The organism is Prevotella sp. E13-27 (genome assembly GCF_023217965.1).
Classification (GTDB): domain Bacteria; phylum Bacteroidota; class Bacteroidia; order Bacteroidales; family Bacteroidaceae; genus Prevotella.
On the sequence record NZ_JALPSC010000002.1, the window covers coordinates 559,819 to 579,873 of the forward strand.

The following is a 20,055-nucleotide window of genomic DNA, read 5'->3' on the forward strand; positions in this document are numbered from 1 at the left end:
ATTAATAGTAAAACAAATAACAGACAACAATAACCCAATAAAAACTTAAGTCTATGGTAATTGACACTCTTGACAATCTCGCTAAGTACGAGTCAATGAATCCACTTTTCAAGGATGTGGTGGAGTTCCTGAAGAACAACAACCTCGATGCTCTTGAGGAAGGAAAACACGAAATCAAAGGCAAGGACCTTTTCGTAAACATTACTACTGCTAAATCAAAGGAACCAGATGCAGCTGTGATTGAAACCCACAAGAAGATGATTGACATCCAGATTCCTCTCGATGTACAGGAGACTTATGGCTACACACCTTTGTGCCGTCTGCCTGAAGCACCCTATAACGAAGAGAAAGACATTACGAAATATCCTGACCTCATGGCAGAGAGCTTCGTAGACTGTCAGCCAGGCATGTTTGCCATCTTCTTCCCACAGGACGGTCATGCACCTTGCATTTCCTTTGCCCCAGAAATCAAGAAGGCAATATTCAAGGTAAAGGCGTGAGAGAATAAACATTGTTATAGTTTGTAACACATAATTCTATATTATTATGGCTACCAAGAAAACTACGGCAAAAAAGGCTGCAACGGTAAAGAAGGCAGAAGAAGTGAAAGAGGCTCCAAAGCATATAGGCCTGGTTCAGAATGACGGATGGCTCGAGCCATTCGAGGATGCCATCCGCGGTCGTCACGACCATGCTGTATGGAAGCTTAACCAGCTGACAAAGAATGGCAAGAAGACATTGAGCGATTTTGCATCAGGTCATCTCTATTTCGGACTTCACAAGCTGACACGTGGCTGGGTGTTCCGTGAGTGGGCACCAAACGCTACTGACATATATCTCATAGGCGATTTCAATAACTGGACTGAGGACGAGAAGTATCGCTGCAAGCGCATTGAGGGCACAGGCAACTGGGAGCTGAAGCTGAAGGACAAGGATCTGCAGCACGGACAGCTCTATAAGATGAAGGTGAAGTGGAACGGCGGCGAAGGTGAACGCATTCCTGCATGGTGCCGTCGTGTGGTTCAGGACGACCAGACAAAGATTTTCTCTGCACAGGTGTGGAACCCCAAGGCTGCTTATGTGTGGAAGAAGGCTGGCTTCAAGCCAAAGAAGAATCCGCTGTTGATATACGAGTGCCATGTTGGAATGGCACAGGATGCCGAGAAGGTGGGATCATACAACGAGTTCCGCGAGAATGTGCTGCCACGCGTGGTGAAAGATGGATATAACTGCATTCAGGTGATGGCTATTCAGGAGCACCCTTACTATGGTTCCTTCGGCTATCATGTAAGCTCTTTCTTTGCACCATCAAGTCGCTTCGGCACTCCTGAGGAGCTGAAAGCCCTCATCGACGAGGCTCATAAGCAGGGTGTTGCTGTTATCATGGATATCGTTCACTCTCATGCCGTGAAGAATGAGGTGGAAGGTCTTGGCAATCTTGCAGGCGATCCAAACCAGTTCTTCTATCCTGGCGATCGTCATGAGCATCCGGCATGGGACTCTCTTTGCTTCGACTATGGCAAGGACGATGTGCTGCATTTCCTGCTCTCTAACTGTAAGTACTGGCTTGAGGAGTATCACTTCGACGGCTTCCGCTTCGACGGCGTCACCTCTATGCTCTACTATAGCCACGGTCTTGGCGAGGCATTCTGCGGATATGGCGACTACTTCAATGGACATCAGGATGATAACGCCATCTGCTACCTTACATTGGCAAACAAGCTCATACACGAAGTGAACCCAGAGGCAATAACCATTGCTGAGGAGGTGTCAGGAATGCCAGGTCTGGCTGCAAAGTTCGAAGATGGTGGCTATGGCTTTGACTATCGCATGGCAATGAACATTCCTGACTACTGGATTAAGACCATCAAGGAACAGCCTGACGAGAACTGGAAGCCATCAAGCATATTCTGGGAAGTGAAGAACCGCCGTCCTGACGAGAAGACCATCTCTTACTGCGAGAGCCACGACCAGGCACTCGTGGGCGACAAGACAATCATCTTCCGTCTCATAGATGCCGACATGTATTGGCACTTCGCAAAGAAGGATATAAACGGAGTGGCTGAGCGAGGCATTGCTCTTCACAAGATGATACGTCTCGTGACGGCAGCTGCCATCAACGGCGGCTATCTGAACTTCATGGGTAACGAGTTTGGACATCCCGAATGGATAGACTTCCCACGTGAGGGCAACGGATGGAGCTACAAGTATGCTCGACGTCAGTGGAACCTCGTTGACAACAAAGACTTGTGCTATCACTGGCTGGGTGACTTCGACCGTGAGATGCTGAAGGTCATCAAGTCTGTGCGTAACTTCCAAAATAAGCCTGTGGTAGAGATTTGGCATAACGATGGCGATCAGGTGCTGGCGTTCATGCGAGGCGACCTCATCTTCGTGTTCAACTTCTCTCCGACACAATCATTCACCGACTATGGCTTCCTCGTACCAACAGGCTCTTACGATGTGGTGCTCAATACCGATGCCACAAAGTTTGGTGGTCATGGCTTCGCAGATGATACGGTGACTCACTTCACCAACTACGACGAACTGTATGTGAAAGACCACAAAGAGTGGCTTAAACTCTATATTCCAGCACGTTCGGCTGTGGTACTGAAGAAAAACTGATAATAGCAGATGAACCGTAGGAATACAAATAACAACAATGGCACAATCGTCATCCAGGCGATGTGTGCCATTGTGTTTGCTGTCTTCTCTATTGCGTGGCTTTACTGGTTCCAAGCTGATGTCTTGGCTGTCACCCAACATGTATTCAGCAACGGAATGACAAGTTACAAAGACGGAATAGGAGCAATAGTTATCACCATCGTTCTGATGCTGTTGCAAATGCTTGTATTCTTTTTCGTCCGCTTGCGGAAACGCAGCCATGCGCTCACTTATCTGCCTTCAATGCTGCTGCTTGCTATCCTTGGCGATTTTCAGGAGTCAGCAGCTGGCTTCAACCATAAGTGGTTCTGGCTACTACCGCTAATCCTTGCTCTATGGGGAGTGGCTTTGTGGTTTGCAAAGCAGATGTTCCCCTATGGTTCCGCTAACGAACGCTATGGGCTGTTCTCGCGCTTCATGTGGTGTAACATACTCATCATGGTTCTTATGATGATAGGCGTAGGCGTAACGACAAATACTAATGCCGTGTTCCATTATAGAGCACATGTTGACCGCTGCATAGTGAAAGGCAATCTTGACGAAGCCCTTCGTACAGGAAAGCAGTCGCTTGAGACTGACGCAAGCCTCACCATGCTACGTGCCTATGCATTGTCGTTGCGCGAAGAGATGGGCGAACGTCTCTTCGAGTATCCTGTAGCAGGAACATCACAGGCATTACTGCCACTATGGGGCGAGTCAAGGACTTATTTCCTGAGACGCAGCACCATCTATCGACACATGGGAGCCGTTCCTGTAGGCATTTCAAATCTGTATCGTTATTGCGACCTGCTCGAACGCGACTCATTGGCAAAGCCTTGTGTGGCTCACTATCGTCTGTGCGGACTGCTCATTGACAAAAAGCTCGACGAGTTTGCAGAGCATGTAGCGAGATATTATCCAGAACTCACATCGCTGCCTAAACATTATCGTGAGGCGCTGACGCTTTATGTGCATCGCCGCTCTAACCCAATAGTTGAATTTCATGACCCAGTGATGGAGGAAGACTGGAAGAACTTTCAGGAGCTCGATGAAGCCTATCCAGACCCGATGGCTCGTAAGGGCATAAGGCAGGAACGATATGCAACATCTTACTGGTACTATTATTTATATAATAAATAGGTGATAAAAAGTATAAACTCAACCATCAATATAGTATGAAGAAACTACTTCTTGGCGATCAAGCCATAGCACAAGGTGCTATCGACGCCGGACTGAGCGGTGTTTATGCCTACCCTGGCACACCCTCGACAGAAATTACGGAGTATATACAAGACTCGAAGCTTGCTCGCGAGCGAGGCATCCACAGTCGCTGGTCAACAAACGAGAAGACTGCAATGGAGGCTGCACTCGGCATGTCGTTTATGGGTAAGCGTGCTCTCGTGTGCATGAAGCATGTTGGTCTGAACGTTTGTGCCGACCCATTCGTGAACAGCGGAATGACAGGTACTAACGGAGGACTGGTGGTTCTCGTTGCTGACGACCCCTCAATGCACTCATCACAGGATGAGCAAGACTCTCGTTTCTATGGCAAGTTCGCTATGGTGCCCACTTTTGAGCCTTCGAGCCAGCAAGAGGCTTACAATATGATGGCTGTAGCATTCGACTACTCTGAGCGCATAGGACTCCCTGTGCTGATGCGTGTTACAACTCGTATGGCTCATAGCCGTGCAGTAGTAGAGGTGGCAGACTCTCCTCGTCAGCAGAACGAGAAGAACTACAACGCCAAGGCAAGCAACTGGGTGTTGTTGCCTGCATTTGCCCGTAAGCGTAATGATATAGTTACTGCTCAGCAGCCAGAGCTTGAAAAGGAAGCTGTGGAGAGTCCGTTCAACAAATATATCGATGCAGCTGATCATAGCATGGGCATCATTGCCAGCGGCATAGCATACAACTATCTCATGGAGTGCTATCCTGACGGAACATGTCCTTATCCTGTGCTGAAGGTATCGCAGTATCCTCTTCCTAAAGAACTGGTGCGCAAGATGACAGCCGAGTGTGATTCTGTACTCGTGGCTGAGGAAGGCCAGCCGTTCATTGAAGACATGGTTCGTGGTGTTATGCCTGGCAACGCTATCGTCAAGGGACGTCTCTCTGGCGAACTGCCACGCACAGGCGAGCTGAACCCCGACTTGCTGAAGAAGGCTCTCGGATTGCCAAGTGACGAAGCTTACAAGACATGCGAGGATGTGGCTCCACGTCCACCTGCACTCTGTCAGGGATGTGGTCATCGTGACGTATATACTGCCCTCAACCAGGTGCTCCTTGACTATCCCAATGCCCGCGTGTTTGGTGATATCGGCTGTTATACACTTGGCTTCCTGCCACCATACAAGGCTATACACTCATGTGTAGATATGGGCGCATCGATAACTATGGCTAAGGGTGCTGCCGATGCCGGTCAGTGGCCTTCACTCGCTATCATAGGCGACTCTACCTTTACTCATTCTGGAATGACAGGACTTCTTGATGCTGCCAATGAGAACGCAAACATTGTTGTCATCATCAGCGATAACCTTACCACAGCTATGACTGGTGGTCAGGATTCTGCCGGCACAAACAAGTTCGAGGCTATCTGTCGTGCTCTTGGTGTTAGCGACGAGCATCTGCATGTCGTTAATCCAATACCAAAGAACATGCCTGAGATAACAGCTATACTGAAGCAGGAGATAGAATATCAGGGACTGTCAGTAATCATTCCTCGTCGCGAATGCATGCAGACACTCCAGCGTCACCTGAAGCAAAAGAAGGCTGCTGAGAAAAAATGATAACCAATGAACAGTTAATTGAAAAAGCCAAATTATGAAGACAGATATTATTCTTTGTGGAGTAGGAGGTCAAGGCATCCTCTCTATAGCAACTATTATTGGTGAAGCAGCACTGAAGGAGAACCTTTTCATCAAACAGGCAGAGGTTCACGGAATGAGTCAGCGTGGTGGCGACGTTCAGTCGAACCTGCGCATATCTTCTGAGCCTATACACAGTGACCTTATCCCCAAGGGTGCTGCCGATGTCATCATCTCTATGGAGCCAATGGAGGCACTTCGCTATCTGCCATTCCTGAAGAAGAACGGATGGATAATAACGTCAAGTACACCATTTGTCAACATTCCCAACTATCCTGACATCGAAGTAATCAAGGCTGACTTGAAGAAGCTGCAGAACGTTGTACTCATCGATATTGAGCAGTTGGCAAAAGATGCTGGCGTGGCTCGTTCAGCTAATGTAATTCTTCTTGGAGCAGCCCAGCGTGCTCTTGGCATTGAGTATGATAAGCTTGAAGAAGCCGTTCGCCGTGTCTTTGAGCGCAAAGGAGAAGCTGTGGTAGAGGCAAACATCAAAGCCCTCGCCATAGGCAAACAGCAATAACAAGTCTGTAGTCTGTAGTCTATAGTCAAAATTCTATAGTCAAAAACTCTAAAGTCAAAAAATGGAAACACCGATAAAGAAAGAAATCGTCGATGGTCTGATAGCCAAGATGGGCATTCAAGACTTTGCCAAGGCAACCATTCGTGAGGTAAAGCAAGTGGCAGCCATGGCAGAGAAAGAGAGTGGGGTGGAGTATATCAAGATGGAGATGGGCATTCCTGGTTTGCCTGCTGCTCAGGTTGGTGTTGATGCTCAGATAGAAGCCTTGAAGGCAGGAATAGCCCATAGCTATCCCGATATTCAGGGCTATCCAGAGCTGAAGAAACAAGCATCACGCTTCGTCAAGGCATTCATCAATCTTGATGTTGCTGCTGAAGGATGTGTGCCTGTCTGTGGCTCAATGCAGGGCACCTTTGCATCTTTCCTCACCTGTTCGCAGAGCGATCCAAAGAAGGATACCGTTCTTTTCATCGACCCAGGCTTTCCGGTCCAGAAGATGCAGCTTCAGGTTCAGGGTGTGAAGTATGAGACCTTCGATGTCTATGACTATCGTGGCTCAAAGCTTGGCCCAAAACTTGAATCTTATCTGTCGAAGGAGAATATCTGTGCTATAGTCTATTCTAATCCCAACAACCCTGCATGGATATGTCTTAACGAAGATGAGTTGAAGACCATTGGTACGCTTGCTACAAAGTATGACTGCGTGGTGATGGAAGACCTCGCTTACTTCGCCATGGACTTCCGCAAGGATCTCTCTACGCCGTTCCAGGCTCCTTATCAGCCCAGCGTTGGTCACTATACCGACAACTACATGCTTCTCATCAGTGGTTCAAAGGCATTCAGCTATGCTGGTGAGCGCATTGGCGTGGTTTGTATTAGCGATAAACTGTTCCATCGCCATTATCCTGCTCTGTCGGCACGCTACGAAGGCCTACCCTTCGGCTTGGTATTCTCCACGCGCATGCTCTATGCTCTGTCGTCAGGTACCAGCCATAGTGCCCAGTATGCTATGGCAGCCTTGTTGCGCTCAGCATGCGACGGCACATACAACTTCCGTAACGATATAATTGTCTATGGTCAGCGTGCCCACAAGCTAAAGGAGATATTCACTCGTCACGGATTCCACATAGTCTATGACCGTGATCTCGACCAGCCAATTGCTGACGGATTCTATTTCACCATTGGATATAAGAAGATGACGAGTGGCGAACTTGCCAAAGAGTTGATGTATTATGGCGTCTCTGCTATTTGTCTCATAACAACAGGCTCACATCAGGAGGGACTTCGCGTCTGCACATCGTTCATTGAGGACCATCAGTATGCACAGCTCGATGAGCGAATGGCTATCTTCGAAGCAAATAATCCATGAGCGTATTCGAGCAAATAATCCGTGACTATCATTTTCCCAAAGATTTCAATCACCCATAATAACGAAAAAAGAGCAGCCGATTTGGTTGCTCTTTTTTGCGGAGAGTGAGGGATTCAAACCCCCGATACCCATAAGGGTATACCGGATTTCGAGTCCAGCGCGATCGATCACTCTGCCAACTCTCCAGTGGCTCTAGCGAATCATGGACTTCTCCTTCGCTTTTTGCGGATGCAAAGGTAATACATTTTTCTATACTCACAAAAAAAATGTCATGTTTTTTGAGGCTTTTTCCCTAAGTTGTAGTAATTTTGTAGCGTGAAACAGATTAATTATTTTTTATCTTTGTCATTGGTGCTACTCTCCGTATCATGCGGACAGCAGCAGCCTTCATCACTTGACAATCAAGAGCAGAAATGCGACACATCACAGCTTCGTATAGCCGTGATGCCTACTGTTGACTGCCTGCCTCTTTATGTGGCCTCTGAGCGTGGGTTCTTCAAGAAGGAAGGACTTGACGTCAGTCTTCTGTGCTACCAGGCTCAGATGGACTGCGACACGTCATTCCTGCGCGGACATGCAAACGCTATTGTCACAGACTTGGTAAGAGCTCAGCGAATGGTTCGTGTTGACAGCGCGAAACTGACATATATAACTGCTACAAACGCTTCATGGCAATTGCTTTATGACACTCTGAGGGTGAAGCCCTCATTAAGCAACCTCGATGACAAGATGATTGCTATGACACGTTTCTCGGCAACTCATCTGTTGAGCGACACTATCGTTGAGAAGGCAAAGCTGATGCAAGACAGAGTATATAGGGTTCAGTTCAATGATTTGAATGTCAGACTTAGCATGTTCTTTACAGGCACTATGGATGCTATGCTTCTCCCTGAGCCTCATGCAACTGCTGCCCGTAACAGAGGCGCAAAAGTGTTTTACAATAGTGCCGATGCCGATTTGTGGCTTGGAGTGATTGCTATTGATACTGATGCATTAAAAACTGTAGATACTGGCGCTTTCAACAAAGCCTATGACGAGGCTTGCGACTCGCTGAATGAATATGGCGTGAAGGGCTATGCTTCGATAGCTGAGAAATACTGCGCTGTAAACAGGGCTGTCGTTGACTCGCTTCCTGCCATACAATTTAAACATTCAGATGCTCCAAGACAGAAGGATGTGAACATCGCTTCACAATGGCTTATGAAAAAAATGTAGAGTGTTATGGGACTTACTGAGATAAAACTGGCGTTACAGAAGAGAGACCTGGGCTCAGCCATCAATGCAATGGAAAACCACCTCGCCACAAAAGTTAACATGTGGGGTGGGGAGCAGTTGGCATTGGTGAAAAACGACTATCAGCTGATGGTGGACTTCTGGCTTCGTGGCTTTGATGACCCTCAGCGTTCTGCTCTCTATGACAAGCTGCTTAAACGCCTGGATGCAATCACCATGGAGATGGAGAGCCGTGAATGGATGGAACGGGCTGCGCTTGTAGATGTCATTCGTCGAAACTTGGAGAAAGATGGTCGTGACTGGTCGGTGGAAAACATTGAGCGCCAGTTGGAATCGTTTGTTAGTGATGTGGCAATGCTTGAGCTAGAAAAGCCACAAATCAAGGAGCGCAAGAGTGAGGCTCTCTATGATGGGCACAAGAATCTGATGAACACCCTGTTCAATTACGTTTGGACATCAGGACCTTGGAACGATGCTCAGGCAGAGGCCTTCAAGTCGATGCTCCTTTCTCCAACTATCGACAGCCTGGACCAACAGTTGCTCGTCAGCGCCATAACCTTGTCGCTGATGAACATTTTCTGCTTCAACAAGTTCCGCCTGCTCACAGATGTCTATCTAAACTCACCCGACGATCAATTACGTCAGCGTGCTTTAGTGGGTTGGGTCTTTGGCCTCGACGACTCAAAAGTTGCCGTCTATCCTGAGATGTTACAGATTGTCAAGGATATCTGTTCTGACGGCAAATGCCGACAGGAGCTCTCCGAACTTCAGATGCAGCTGGTCTTTTGCATGCAGGCCGACAGCGATTCGCAGACCGTAAGTCGTGAGATAGTGCCTGACATAATGAAGGGCAACCGTTTAGAGATGACCCGTCGTGGAATAGTTGAGATGGATGAGGGTACTCTTGACGATATACTTCACCCTGAGAAATCAGAGGAGGAAATTGAAAAGATGGAGAAGAGCATCAAGCGTATAGCTGATATGCAGAAGCAGGGCTCTGACATCTATTATGCTGGCTTCTCACAGATGAAACGCTTCAGTTTCTTTAATTCTATATCAAACTGGTTCGTGCCGTTCTATTCTAATCATCCTGAGATAAGCAAGATATGGAACGACTCCAAGAACACTCGCTTCCTACAGCTTATTACGAAGACAGGTGCGTTCTGCGACAGCGATAAGTACTCGTTTGTTCTCGCCTTCGACCAGATTCTCCGCCAGTTGCCTGAGTCGATGCTCAAGGCTATACGCGAAGGCGATGGCATTCCTATGCCTGTCGGTGGCGATTTTGCTGTTGAGGAACAGAATCAGCCGGCATTCATCCGAAGAGTTTATCTTCAGAACCTTTATCGCTTCTTTATGCTGTATCCACAGCGTAGCGTGTTTGTAAACCCATTCTCTGTTGATAAGGTTGTGTTCTTCAGCAATCGGCTGTTCCATGACACCCAGCTTGGCGAAAAGATGGTCCACATGTCGAAGTTTCTTGCTCAGCATTCAATGTCGAAGAGCATACCTCGCATTTTGAGTAATGTTGCCGAGGAGTATCAAGACACAGAGTATCACATAGCGTGTGGCAACTACAAGGAGGCCTTGCTTCTGGAACCGAGTAATCTGCGAGCAAAGCGAGGCTATGCACGTCAGCTGTTTGAACAGAAGCGTTTCGAGGAAGCGTTGAAGATGTTTGTTGAGATTAGCGAGTCTTTGCCCGATAATGTGAGCGTTAGCCTTAACGTCGCAGTATGCTTGTCGCGTCTTGGTCGTTATGACGAAGCTCTTAAGATACTCTTCCGTCTGAACTATGAGGATGCTTCAAACGTTAAGGTGAATCGTGTCCTGGCTTGGACTCTTTTGCTGTCAGGCAAGAATGAGCAGGCTCGTAAGATGTATGAGGATATTGTCAGTGGTGACTCTGTTGCCGAAGACTTCCTTAACTATGGCTATTGTCTGTGGATAATGAAGGATGTAGCCTCTGCTGCAGGGGCGTTCAGTCGTTTCGTTAAGGACAGCAATGTAGGCATTGGCTTGCTGGAAGACGAATTCAACGAAACCTTCAACGAGATGCTGGCTCCTCACGGACTATCGTTTGTCGATGTTCAGCTGATGCTCTATCAGGTATCAAACAATCTCTGATTCCAATAGCATTTTGATATAGGGACGCTGCCAGTCTTCGAGATGATAGCGCACACCGTCATGTTCCATGAGGTCGAGGTCTATCGTCACTATTCCCTTTTCACGCTGTTGAGCCGTGCGTCCCATCGACGTCTCAATGGCTTTCATGACGCTTATCAGCTCTTCTGCGTTAAGCGTTGTCTTTGCATAAACCAACTGGTTTATATATTTCGCAGAAAGCTTGCTCTTGTATGGCTCAGTCCAGATGGCATTAGTATAGCGGGCTTCAAAGAGAATCTGCCTAAGACGCTCGTGCGCCTCAGACAGATTCCGTTCTTGCTCGAAGTTCGTTGCTAACGAAATCGTAACGTCGTAGTATCCGTTATTTTTCAATTTACGTTAGTCTTAACTCGTTAGTACTTAAAAAACTATGTTAGTCTTCAATTCTTGACTTAATCTTCTCAACGTAGGCATCGATTACAGCTACTGCCACGATGTTAACCACGTCGCGTACTGAAGCGCCGAAGTCAATGAAGTGGATAGGCTTGTTCAGACCCATCTGTATCGGACCTATGATTTCCACGTCAGCATCAAGCATCTGCAGCATCTTATAGCTTGAGCGTGCTGATGTGAGGTTGGGGAACACCAATGTGTTTACGTCCTTGCCCTTCAGTCGTGTGAATTCATATGACTGGTCTCTCAGCTCGCGGCTTAGTGCGAAGCCAATCTGCATCTCGCCGTCGATAGGCAGGTCTGGATAAAGCATCTGCATCTTTTCCACTGCACGCTTCACCTTCAGTGCGCCGTCGCTCTGTGAAGAGCCGAAGTTTGAGTGCGAAATCATAGAAATGACAGGCTCCTCGTTGAAGAAGTGAACCACCATTGCCGACAGCTTTGCTATGTCAACGAGTGCGTCTGTATCAGGGTTCTCGTTCACCAGCGTATCGCCCACGAACAGCGTTCCCTTTGGCGAGTTAATGATGTGCATCGTTCCGAAGTGGTTGTACTCAGGACGTATGCCTATTACCTCGTTGGCAACCTTTATAGTGTTTGAATACTTGGTGTAGAGTCCAGTGATGAATGCGTCGGCATCGCCTGTCTCTACCATCATCATACCGAAATAGTTGCGCTCAAACATTTTGTCGTTGGCCTCCTGGAAGGTGTAGCCTTCGCGCTTGCGCTTCTCGGAAAGAATCTGTGCATAGCGTTCGCGGCGAGCCTGCTCGTTGGGGTGACGCAGGTTTACTATCTCAATGCCCTCGAGGCTCAGGTCCATCTCTTTTGCCATTCGCTCAATGACCTCGTCGTTGCCCAGCAGAATGGGTTCGCAGATGCCTTCCTGCTTAGCCTGTACTGCTGCCCTGAGCATTGTGGGGTGAACAGCCTCGGCAAACACTACGCGCTGTGGGTGAGAAGCTGCGGTTGCATAGAGCTTCTGTGTGAGTTTCGTCTCTTGTCCGAGCAGCACGCTGAGCGAGTTCTTGTACTCGTCCCAGTTTTCAATGTTTCTTCTTGCAACGCCGCTTTCTATTGCTGCCTTTGCTACTGCTGCCGACACCTCGCTGATGAGTCGTGGGTCAACAGGCTTCGGAATGAAGTATTGGCGACCGAAGTGCAGGTTGTTTACCTTATATACATCGTTCACAACATCGGGTACAGGCTGCTTGGCTAGATCGGCAATTGCGTGAACGGCAGCCATCTTCATGTCCTCGTTGATGGCTGTGGCGTGAACGTCGAGCGCTCCGCGGAAGATGTATGGGAAGCCAATGACGTTGTTTATCTGGTTCGGATAGTCTGTACGTCCAGTTGACATGAGCACGTCAGGACGAGCCTCCATAGCATCCTCGTATGATATTTCAGGAACAGGGTTGGCCAGTGCGAAGATGATGGGGTCTTTGGCCATGCTCTTCACCATGTCCTTCGACAGCACGTTACCCTTTGACAAACCAACGAACACGTCGGCACCGTTTACAGCTTCAGCCAGTGTGTGCACGTCCTTACGGTCGGTGGCGAAGAAGCGTTTCTGGTCGTTCAGTCCCTCGCGGTCGCTTGTTATCACGCCTTTCGAGTCGAGCATCAGTATGTTCTCCTTCTGTGCTCCCAGTGCCATGTAGAGCTTTGTGCATGAGATGGCAGCTGCGCCAGCACCGTTGACAACTATGCGTACCTTCTTTATATCTTTGCCGACAACCTCGAGTGCGTTCTTCAGACCTGCGGCAGAGATAATAGCTGTGCCATGCTGGTCATCGTGCATCACGGGTATGTCGAGTGTCTTCTTCAGACGCTCCTCTATGTAGAAGCACTCAGGAGCCTTGATGTCCTCGAGGTTTATTCCTCCGAATGTGGGAGCTATGCGCTCTACTGCCTCGCAGAATTTCTCAGGGTCTTTTTCGTTTACCTCAATATCGAATACGTCTATGCCACCATATATCTTGAACAACAATCCTTTACCTTCCATTACAGGCTTACCACTCATGGCGCCTATGTCGCCTAAACCAAGTACCGCAGTACCGTTGGAAATTACTGCTACCAGGTTACCCTTGTCTGTGTAGCGATAAGCATTGTCTGGATTCTCCTGAATCTCCAAGCAGGGATAAGCCACGCCAGGCGAGTATGCCAATGACAGGTCTGTTTGCGTACGATAGGCCTTTGTCGGCTTTACTTCAATCTTGCCAGGGCGTCCACTCTCGTGATAGGCCAATGCTGCTTCTTTTGAAATTTTTACCATAGATGAACTAATACTATTGTGAATAAAATTTTTCAAGTTGCAAAATTAATAAAAAAAATGGCAGTGCCGAAACTTTTATAATCTTTTTTTCGTAACTTCGCACACACTTTTATACACCTAATTATTATATAATAAAGAAATGACAGCATCAAACAAGCAAAACACGCCGTTAGAGAAGGATAGCATTTTGATACTTAGCGGAGGCGTTGACTCCGTCACCATGCTCTATGATTTTCAGGAGCGCATAGCTCTTGCCATATCGTTCGACTATGGCAGCAACCATAATAGCCGCGAGATTCCCTTTGCGCGCCTGCATTGCGAGCGTCTCGGTATTCGCCACATCGTCATTCCCCTGGCTTTCATGGGCGAATATTTCAAGAGCTCGCTGCTCTCCGGTGCCGATGACATACCTGAAGGCAACTATGCCGACGAGAACATGAAGTCAACCGTAGTGCCTTTCCGCAACGGCATCATGCTCAGTGTGGCTGTAGGAATGGCAGAGTCGGCAGGACTGAAACATGTCATGATGGCTAATCACGGTGGCGACCACACAATCTACCCCGACTGCCGTCCTGAGTTCGTAAGCGCCTTCAGCGCAGCAGCAGAGGCAGGCACCTATGAGGGAGTGACCCTGCTCGCACCCTACACCTCGTGGACTAAGGCCGACATAGCCCGTCGCGGCAAGGAGCTCGGCATAGACTACAGCGAGACATGGAGCTGCTACAAGGGTGGGGAAGTGCATTGCGGCAAGTGCGGCACATGCGTTGAGCGACGCGAAGCGTTTGCAGAAGCAGGCATCACAGACACTACAGTCTATGAGTAGAAACAGCCCGAATAACCCTCGTGGCTGAACATAAATTGAGAAATTGCACGTTTTTGCGATTTTGTGCCAAATTTATTTGTCCATATCACGGAAATATTGTAATTTCGCGGCGAAAATTTCATAAGTTTTCATTTAAACCGCATATAAACTGAATAGAATATACTATAACCCCAATAAATATTCAAAATTATGAAGAAGTACAACTTTAATGCAGGTCCTTCAATGCTTCCACGCGAGGTCATTGAGGCCACCGCTCAACAGTGTTTAGACTTCAATGGTTCTGGTCTCTCACTTATGGAGATCAGCCATCGTGCAAAGGACTTCCAGCCCGTTGTTGACGAGGCTGTTGCTCTTGTCAAGGAATTGCTTCAGGTGCCCGAGGGCTACTCAGTAATCTTCCTTGGTGGCGGCGCATCGCTTGAGTTCTGCATGATTCCCTACAACTTCCTTATTAAGAAGGCTGCCTACCTGAACACAGGTGTATGGGCAAAGAAGGCCATGAAGGAAGCTAAGCTCTTCGGTGAGGTCGTTGAAGTGGCTTCTTCTGCTGACGCAAACTACACCTTCATTCCAAAGGGATGGACTGTTCCTGCTGATGCCGACTATCTGCATATCACAACAAACAATACCATCTACGGTACAGAGATTCGCAAGGACCTCGACGTTCCCGTGCGCCTCATTGCCGACATGTCTTCAGACATCTTCTCTCGTCCTATCGACGTGGCTAAGTATGACGCCATCTATGCAGGCGCTCAGAAGAACCTCGCTATGGCTGGCGTGACCATCGCTATCCTGAAGGACGACGCACTGGGCAAGGCTCCACGCGAGATTCCTACAATGCTCGACTATCGCACACACGTTGACAAGGGCTCAATGTTCAACACACCTCCTGTGGTACCCATCTACAGCGCACTCGAGACACTCCGCTGGATCAAGAAGAATGGTGGCGTAGAGGCAATGGACAAGCTCGCTCAGCAGCGCGCAGAAATCGTGTATGGCGAGATTGACCGCAACAAGATGTTCCGTGGCACTGCCGTTGAGGAAGATCGCTCACTCATGAACATCTGCTTCGTGATGGCCGACGAGTACAAGGAGCTCGAGAAAGACTTCCTCGACTTCGCTGTCAGCAAGGGTATGGTCGGTGTCAAGGGTCACCGCTCTGTTGGTGGCTTCCGCGCATCTTGCTACAATGCCCAGACCATCGAGGGCTGCAACGCTCTCGTAGCATGCATGAAGGAGTTCGAAGCAAATCACTAATCATTGATAATTATGAAAGTATTAGTTGCAACAGAGAAGCCTTTCGCAGCAGCTGCTGTAGAAGGCATTCGCAAAGAGATAGAAGGAGCAGGCAATGAGTTGGCTCTGCTCGAGAAATATACTGAGAAGGCACAGCTGCTCGACGCTGTCAAGGATGCTGACGCACTCATCATCCGTTCCGACAAGGTCGATGCCGAGGTACTCGATGCTGCCAAACAGCTGAAGATTGTCGTTCGTGCCGGTGCAGGCTACGACAACATCGACCTCGCAGCAGCTACAGCCCATAATGTTGTGGCTGAGAACACTCCTGGCCAGAACGCCAACGCTGTGGCTGAGCTCGTGTTTGGTTTGCTCGTCTTCGCTGTACGTCAGTTCTACAATGGTAAGGCAGGCACAGAGCTCATGGGTAAGAAGCTCGGCATCCTTGCCTTCGGCAACGTAGGCCGCAACGTGGCTCGCATAGCCAAGGGCTTCGGAATGGACGTTTATGCCTACGACGCTTTCTGCCCAGCAGAGGTCATCGAGAAGGCTGGCGTTCATGCTGTTGCCAATCAGGAGGCTCTCTTCGAGCAGTGTGACGTCGTTTCACTCCACATCCCTGCTACTCCTGAGACCAAGCAGAGCATTAACTACGCTCTTGTTGGCAAGATGAAGAAAGGGGGCATCCTCGTTAACACCGCTCGCAAAGAGGTTATCAACGAGCCTGAGCTTCTCAAGCTCATGGAGGAGCGTCAGGATCTGAAGTTCGTCACCGACATTATGCCCGATGCCAACGACGAGTTCGCTAAGTTCGAGGGTCGTTACTTCTCAACACCTAAGAAGATGGGTGCTCAGACAGCCGAGGCAAACACCAATGCAGGTATCGCAGCAGCTTGTCAGATTAACGCTTTCTTCAAGAGCGGTGACACGAAGTTTCAAGTTAACAAATAAACGTTAACTTCTGGATTGTAAAAATAAAAAAGTTACACAGATGAGGTCATCCTTTTCTGTGTAACTTTTTTTAAAAAATAATAAGTAGTTTTTTAGCGTTCTTACTAATTACTTGTGGCGTTCTTACTAAACGCTGTATGTGTTCTTACTAAACGCTGTATGTGTTCTTACTAAACGCTGTACGTATTCTTTCTAAACACTGCGTTTATTGTTTTGCTATCTTCTTGACAATGCAAAGTCTTCTATATGATTGATTTGTGGATTCGTACAACCAGGCTGTCCTATAACGGTGATGACATCGAAGCGCCAGAGACAGCCTTCACTGCAATAATGTAAGTAGTGATTGATAGCGTATCGCAGGTTGCGCTGTTTCTTGTAGTCAACTGCCTGTTCTGGCTCCATGAGGTCGTTGTTGCGGCGCGCTTTCACTTCAACGAACACGATGCAGTCACGCTGTTGGGCAATGATGTCAATGTCACGATGGGATGAGTGCCAGTCGCGCTCAAGGATTACATAGCCCTTTTCTCTCAGATAAGCGACAGCCATTTCTTCGCCCCAGACGCCTGTCTGATGGTGAGTTGGGGTAGAGAAGTTGTTCTTCGAGTCTGCATTTTGCCTTTCTTTGTGAAGCATGGTACCACATCTTTTTATGGCATCAGTCATGTTGTCGTCTGGGCTACCAATATTTATCAGTAGTCGTTCAATTGCCTTGAAGATTTTCTCTGCTTCTGTGATGTTTCTTTTGCTAACTTCTTGTCTCAGCATGTCAACAGCAGCCCAGAACATCGCCTTTGAGGCTTGAGGCCTTTTGTCGTGGGCATAGACTTCGCGAGCAGCATTGTAGGCGTCCTCTATGACTCCTTGACGACGTAGTTCGTAAACATCATTTAATGTCATTGTGCAGCTTAGGTTTTCTTTTTTAAAAAAGCCCCGCAAGTTGTTACTTACAGGACTTTTTGTGACTACTCACAAAAAAAGACATTGCCTTTCGGCGATGTCTCCTGTTGGGGTGCCCGGACGGACTCGAACCGTCGACATTCAGAACCACAATCTGACGCTCTAACCAACTGAACTACGGGCACCATTTTAAATGGTCAATTGCATCCCCTTTCGGTTTTGCGAGTGCAAAGGTAAGTATTAATTTCGGAATCGCCAAATGTTTTCAAGCTTTTTTTAAACAATCTGCAAAAAGTAATGTGATTTATGAAAAAAAGTATGTCTATTTGAAATAATCTTCTTATATTTGCAGATGAAAGTGAGCGAATACTAAAGTATGTCAGTAGAAAAGAAATATAAGATTGTTTATTGCACACCTGCCCTCTATATGGCTGGTGGCGTTGAGCGTGTGCTGACGCTTAAGGCCAATTATTTTGCTGAACACTTTGGTTATGATATTACAATCATTCTGACAGAAGGTAAAGATAAACCTCTTTTTTATCCATTATCGAATAAGATTAAGGTGGTGAATCTTAATATAGGTTTCGAGGAGCTTTGGACTTGCTCATTTATTAAGAAGGTTTTTGTGTATCTTAAAAAGCAACGCCAATTCAAAAAAGCGCTGACCAAAGAGCTGATGAGTATTCGTCCTGATATTACCGTTAGCCTTTTGCGCCGCGAAATCAATTTCATTAATGATATCCCCGATGGTAGTCGCAAAATTGGAGAGTTGCACATAAACCGTGCCAACTATCGTAATTTCAGCACTCAGAATGTGGGATTAGTCAAACGTCTTTTTGCCAAATATTGGTCACATAATCTAGTCGCTCATTTGTGCCGTCTAGATAAGCTTGTCGTCCTGACGGAGAAAGATCGCGAAGCATGGGTTGAACTAGACAATGTTGTAGCTATTCCTGATCCGTTGTCGCTATATCCTAAGACGGTTAGTCCTCTTACGGAAAAACGTGTTGTAGCAGTTGCTCGCTATTCTCATGAAAAAGGTATTGACCTGCTTCTGCAGGCGTGGGCATTGGTGGAGAAACAAACTGACGGATGGCGATTGGATGTTTATGGTGATGGTGACCGCATACCCTACAATCAGCTGATTGAGGATTTGCGCATAGATAGGTCGCGCTGTGAGTTGCACGGACGTACAGATAATGTAGAGACCGAGTATATTAATAGCGGTATTTTTGTACTCAGTTCACGTTTCGAAGGTTTTGGTATGGTGCTTACTGAGGCTATGGCCTGCGGATTGCCTGTCGTTTCCTTTGATTGTCCATGGGGACCTCGTTCCATTCTCTCCGATGGCAATGACGGTTCGTTGGTAGAAAATGGTAATGTGGAAGCTTTATCTGACAGCTTGATTCGACTGATGGGGGACGAAGACCTTCGTCACAGAATGGCTGCTAACGGAATTAAAAACGTACAGCGATTTAGTATAGGTTCTATTGCAGAATGTTGGAAACAGTTATTTGAAAGTACAGTACGATGAAGATATTATTTTTGGTATATCACGGATTCTCTGAACATAGTGGTATCTCGAAGAAGATACACTATCAGGTGAAAGGTCTGAAAGAAAATGGGCATGATGTGCGTTTATGTTATTATGACTTTAATAACGATGGGCACCGTTGTCGCTTTGTCGATGGTGAGATAATCAAAGACTATGGAAAAGGGAAATGGGCAGGATTTCGCCAGCGAATGGACTATGGTTGCATTTTTGACTATTGTCTTCGAGAAAAGATAGAATTTGTCTATGCCCGTTGCTTTATGAATGCCAATCCTTGGCTTGTCCGTTTCTTCAAGCAACTGAAACGGGCTGGCATTAAGACGGTGACAGAGATACCTACCTATCCTTATGACCAAGAATTCACAGGAAGTAGTGATTGGAATATGAAACTCGACCTGTGGCTGGACAAACATTATCGTTGCAAACTATACCGTCAGCAGGATGCTGTAGTGACTTTTTCCGATGCAGAAGAGATTTTTGGTAAACGTACAATCCGCATCAGCAATGGTGTTGATTTCGATAGTATTCCGCTCTATCAGCCATCAACTATCAGCCATCAATCATCAGAACTCCATCTCATTGGAGTAGCCGAGGTACATTTCTGGCACGGCTTTGATCGTCTGGTAGCAGGCATCGGCGAATATTACAAGCAAGGTGGAAAGCGTGAAGTCTTTTTCCATATCGTGGGAGGAGTACATCCTGACTATATGCACGACCTTCCACAGGCTCCTGGCTTCCAAACACTTATCGACAAGTACAATATCTCAAACAGGATTATTTTTCACGGAACACTCTTTGGCAACGAATTGGATGAAGTGTTTAATCAATGTCAGTTTGCCATTGGTTCACTAGGACGTCATCGTAGTGGTATTACAGTCATCAAAACCCTGAAGAATAGAGAATATGCCACTCGAGGTATTCCTTTCATCTATAGCGAGCAAGATAGCGACTTTGACCAGCAGCCTTACGTTTTGAAGGCTCCTGCTGACGAGTCACCCATTGACATCCAACAGATTATTGACTTCATAGACCACTTTAGTAAGAAGCCCGAAGAGATTCGTAAAACGGTTGAACATCTTACATGGAAAATACAGATGCAGAAAGTCGTGGGTGCCATTGACATTAAATAA

General features: G+C 47.4%; 16 protein-coding genes and 2 tRNA genes. 13 read left to right on the forward strand and 5 right to left on the reverse strand.

Annotated elements, in window-relative coordinates; translation table 11 throughout:
* Window positions 1-53 precede the first annotated feature (53 nt).
* The 6 genes from M1L52_RS11270 (at window position 54) to M1L52_RS11295 (ending at window position 7,399) form a co-directional block, all read left to right on the forward strand.
* On the forward strand, window positions 54-500 hold the full coding sequence (locus M1L52_RS11270) for a YhcH/YjgK/YiaL family protein (RefSeq protein WP_248615106.1): 447 nt from the start codon (window positions 54-56) through the stop codon (window positions 498-500).
* A 46-nt stretch (window positions 501-546) separates the two neighbouring features.
* On the forward strand, window positions 547-2,625 hold the full coding sequence (locus M1L52_RS11275) for an alpha amylase C-terminal domain-containing protein (RefSeq protein WP_248615107.1): 2,079 nt from the start codon (window positions 547-549) through the stop codon (window positions 2,623-2,625).
* Between the two features lie 9 nt (window positions 2,626-2,634).
* Window positions 2,635-3,783 (forward strand): DUF6057 family protein, encoded by a 1,149-nt coding sequence (locus M1L52_RS11280; RefSeq protein WP_248615108.1) that lies wholly within the window; start codon window positions 2,635-2,637, stop codon window positions 3,781-3,783.
* 35 nt (window positions 3,784-3,818) lie between these two features.
* Window positions 3,819-5,429, forward strand: a complete 1,611-nt coding sequence (locus tag M1L52_RS11285; RefSeq protein ID WP_248615109.1) for a thiamine pyrophosphate-dependent enzyme — start codon at window positions 3,819-3,821, stop codon at window positions 5,427-5,429.
* A 34-nt stretch (window positions 5,430-5,463) separates the two neighbouring features.
* Window positions 5,464-6,030, forward strand: a complete 567-nt coding sequence (locus tag M1L52_RS11290) for an indolepyruvate oxidoreductase subunit beta (protein ID WP_248615110.1) — start codon at window positions 5,464-5,466, stop codon at window positions 6,028-6,030.
* 61 nt (window positions 6,031-6,091) lie between these two features.
* Complete coding sequence (locus tag M1L52_RS11295) at window positions 6,092-7,399, forward strand: aminotransferase class I/II-fold pyridoxal phosphate-dependent enzyme (protein ID WP_248615111.1); 1,308 nt, start codon at window positions 6,092-6,094, stop codon at window positions 7,397-7,399.
* Between the two features lie 98 nt (window positions 7,400-7,497).
* On the opposite strand, the gene M1L52_RS11300 is transcribed toward M1L52_RS11295, so the two are convergent.
* Window positions 7,498-7,584, reverse strand: a tRNA-Ser gene (locus M1L52_RS11300).
* 130 nt (window positions 7,585-7,714) lie between these two features.
* Here M1L52_RS11300 and M1L52_RS11305 point away from each other — a divergent pair.
* Window positions 7,715-8,614, forward strand: coding sequence for an ABC transporter substrate-binding protein (locus tag M1L52_RS11305; protein ID WP_248615112.1), 900 nt, complete (start codon window positions 7,715-7,717; stop codon window positions 8,612-8,614).
* 6 nt (window positions 8,615-8,620) lie between these two features.
* Window positions 8,621-10,759, forward strand: coding sequence for a tetratricopeptide repeat protein (locus M1L52_RS11310; protein WP_248615113.1), 2,139 nt, complete (start codon window positions 8,621-8,623; stop codon window positions 10,757-10,759).
* On the opposite strand, the gene M1L52_RS11315 is transcribed toward M1L52_RS11310, so the two are convergent.
* Window positions 10,745-11,131: a 2-amino-4-hydroxy-6-hydroxymethyldihydropteridine diphosphokinase gene (locus M1L52_RS11315; RefSeq protein WP_248615114.1), complete on the reverse strand. Its 387-nt coding sequence runs from the start codon at window positions 11,129-11,131 to the stop codon at window positions 10,745-10,747. The genes M1L52_RS11310 and M1L52_RS11315 overlap by 15 nt on opposite strands.
* 40 nt (window positions 11,132-11,171) lie before the next feature.
* Entirely contained in the window at window positions 11,172-13,466 is a 2,295-nt protein-coding gene (locus tag M1L52_RS11320) for an NADP-dependent malic enzyme (protein WP_248615115.1), read from the reverse strand.
* A 139-nt stretch (window positions 13,467-13,605) separates the two neighbouring features.
* Here M1L52_RS11320 and queC point away from each other — a divergent pair, with 139 nt between their 5' ends.
* The 3 genes from queC (at window position 13,606) to M1L52_RS11335 (ending at window position 16,476) form a co-directional block, all read left to right on the forward strand.
* The gene (gene queC, locus M1L52_RS11325; protein ID WP_248615116.1) at window positions 13,606-14,289 is read left to right on the forward strand and encodes a 7-cyano-7-deazaguanine synthase QueC; all 684 of its coding nucleotides are present in this window, start codon (window positions 13,606-13,608) and stop codon (window positions 14,287-14,289) included.
* Window positions 14,290-14,478: 189 nt separating this feature from the next.
* Window positions 14,479-15,546 carry a 3-phosphoserine/phosphohydroxythreonine transaminase gene (gene serC, locus M1L52_RS11330; RefSeq protein ID WP_248615117.1) on the forward strand — a complete coding sequence of 356 codons (1,068 nt, stop codon included), beginning with the start codon at window positions 14,479-14,481 and terminating at the stop codon, window positions 15,544-15,546.
* Between the two features lie 12 nt (window positions 15,547-15,558).
* The gene (locus tag M1L52_RS11335; protein ID WP_248615118.1) at window positions 15,559-16,476 is read left to right on the forward strand and encodes a 3-phosphoglycerate dehydrogenase; all 918 of its coding nucleotides are present in this window, start codon (window positions 15,559-15,561) and stop codon (window positions 16,474-16,476) included.
* Between the two features lie 216 nt (window positions 16,477-16,692).
* Here the strand turns inward: M1L52_RS11335 and M1L52_RS11340 are convergent, their stop codons facing one another.
* Both M1L52_RS11340 and M1L52_RS11345 read right to left on the reverse strand, forming a co-directional pair.
* Entirely contained in the window at window positions 16,693-17,373 is a 681-nt protein-coding gene (locus M1L52_RS11340) for a YraN family protein (RefSeq protein ID WP_248615119.1), read from the reverse strand.
* A 108-nt stretch (window positions 17,374-17,481) separates the two neighbouring features.
* Window positions 17,482-17,558, reverse strand: a tRNA-His gene (locus tag M1L52_RS11345).
* Between the two features lie 191 nt (window positions 17,559-17,749).
* On the opposite strand from M1L52_RS11345, the gene M1L52_RS11350 reads away from it, so the two are divergent.
* Together M1L52_RS11350 and M1L52_RS11355 are read left to right on the forward strand one after the other, a co-directional pair.
* Complete coding sequence (locus M1L52_RS11350) at window positions 17,750-18,907, forward strand: glycosyltransferase family 4 protein (protein ID WP_248615120.1); 1,158 nt, start codon at window positions 17,750-17,752, stop codon at window positions 18,905-18,907.
* On the forward strand, window positions 18,904-20,055 hold the full coding sequence (locus M1L52_RS11355) for a glycosyltransferase family 1 protein (protein ID WP_248615121.1): 1,152 nt from the start codon (window positions 18,904-18,906) through the stop codon (window positions 20,053-20,055). The genes M1L52_RS11350 and M1L52_RS11355 overlap by 4 nt, the downstream gene beginning before the upstream one ends.

Bases quoted from the DNA above. Each gene is read 5' to 3' on its own strand.
- M1L52_RS11310 (WP_248615113.1), top strand. From the start codon at position 8,621: ATGGGACTTACTGAGATAAAACTGGCGTTACAGAAGAGAGACCTGGGC.
- M1L52_RS11270 (WP_248615106.1), top strand. From the start codon at position 54: ATGGTAATTGACACTCTTGACAATCTCGCTAAGTACGAGTCAATGAAT.
- M1L52_RS11280 (WP_248615108.1), top strand. From the start codon at position 2,635: ATGAACCGTAGGAATACAAATAACAACAATGGCACAATCGTCATCCAG.
- M1L52_RS11340 (WP_248615119.1), bottom strand. From the start codon at position 17,373: ATGACATTAAATGATGTTTACGAACTACGTCGTCAAGGAGTCATAGAG.
- M1L52_RS11285 (WP_248615109.1), top strand. From the start codon at position 3,819: ATGAAGAAACTACTTCTTGGCGATCAAGCCATAGCACAAGGTGCTATC.
- M1L52_RS11350 (WP_248615120.1), top strand. From the start codon at position 17,750: ATGTCAGTAGAAAAGAAATATAAGATTGTTTATTGCACACCTGCCCTC.
- M1L52_RS11290 (WP_248615110.1), top strand. From the start codon at position 5,464: ATGAAGACAGATATTATTCTTTGTGGAGTAGGAGGTCAAGGCATCCTC.
- queC (WP_248615116.1), top strand. From the start codon at position 13,606: ATGACAGCATCAAACAAGCAAAACACGCCGTTAGAGAAGGATAGCATT.
- M1L52_RS11335 (WP_248615118.1), top strand. From the start codon at position 15,559: ATGAAAGTATTAGTTGCAACAGAGAAGCCTTTCGCAGCAGCTGCTGTA.
- M1L52_RS11355 (WP_248615121.1), top strand. From the start codon at position 18,904: ATGAAGATATTATTTTTGGTATATCACGGATTCTCTGAACATAGTGGT.
- M1L52_RS11295 (WP_248615111.1), top strand. From the start codon at position 6,092: ATGGAAACACCGATAAAGAAAGAAATCGTCGATGGTCTGATAGCCAAG.
- M1L52_RS11320 (WP_248615115.1), bottom strand. From the start codon at position 13,466: ATGGTAAAAATTTCAAAAGAAGCAGCATTGGCCTATCACGAGAGTGGA.
- M1L52_RS11275 (WP_248615107.1), top strand. From the start codon at position 547: ATGGCTACCAAGAAAACTACGGCAAAAAAGGCTGCAACGGTAAAGAAG.
- serC (WP_248615117.1), top strand. From the start codon at position 14,479: ATGAAGAAGTACAACTTTAATGCAGGTCCTTCAATGCTTCCACGCGAG.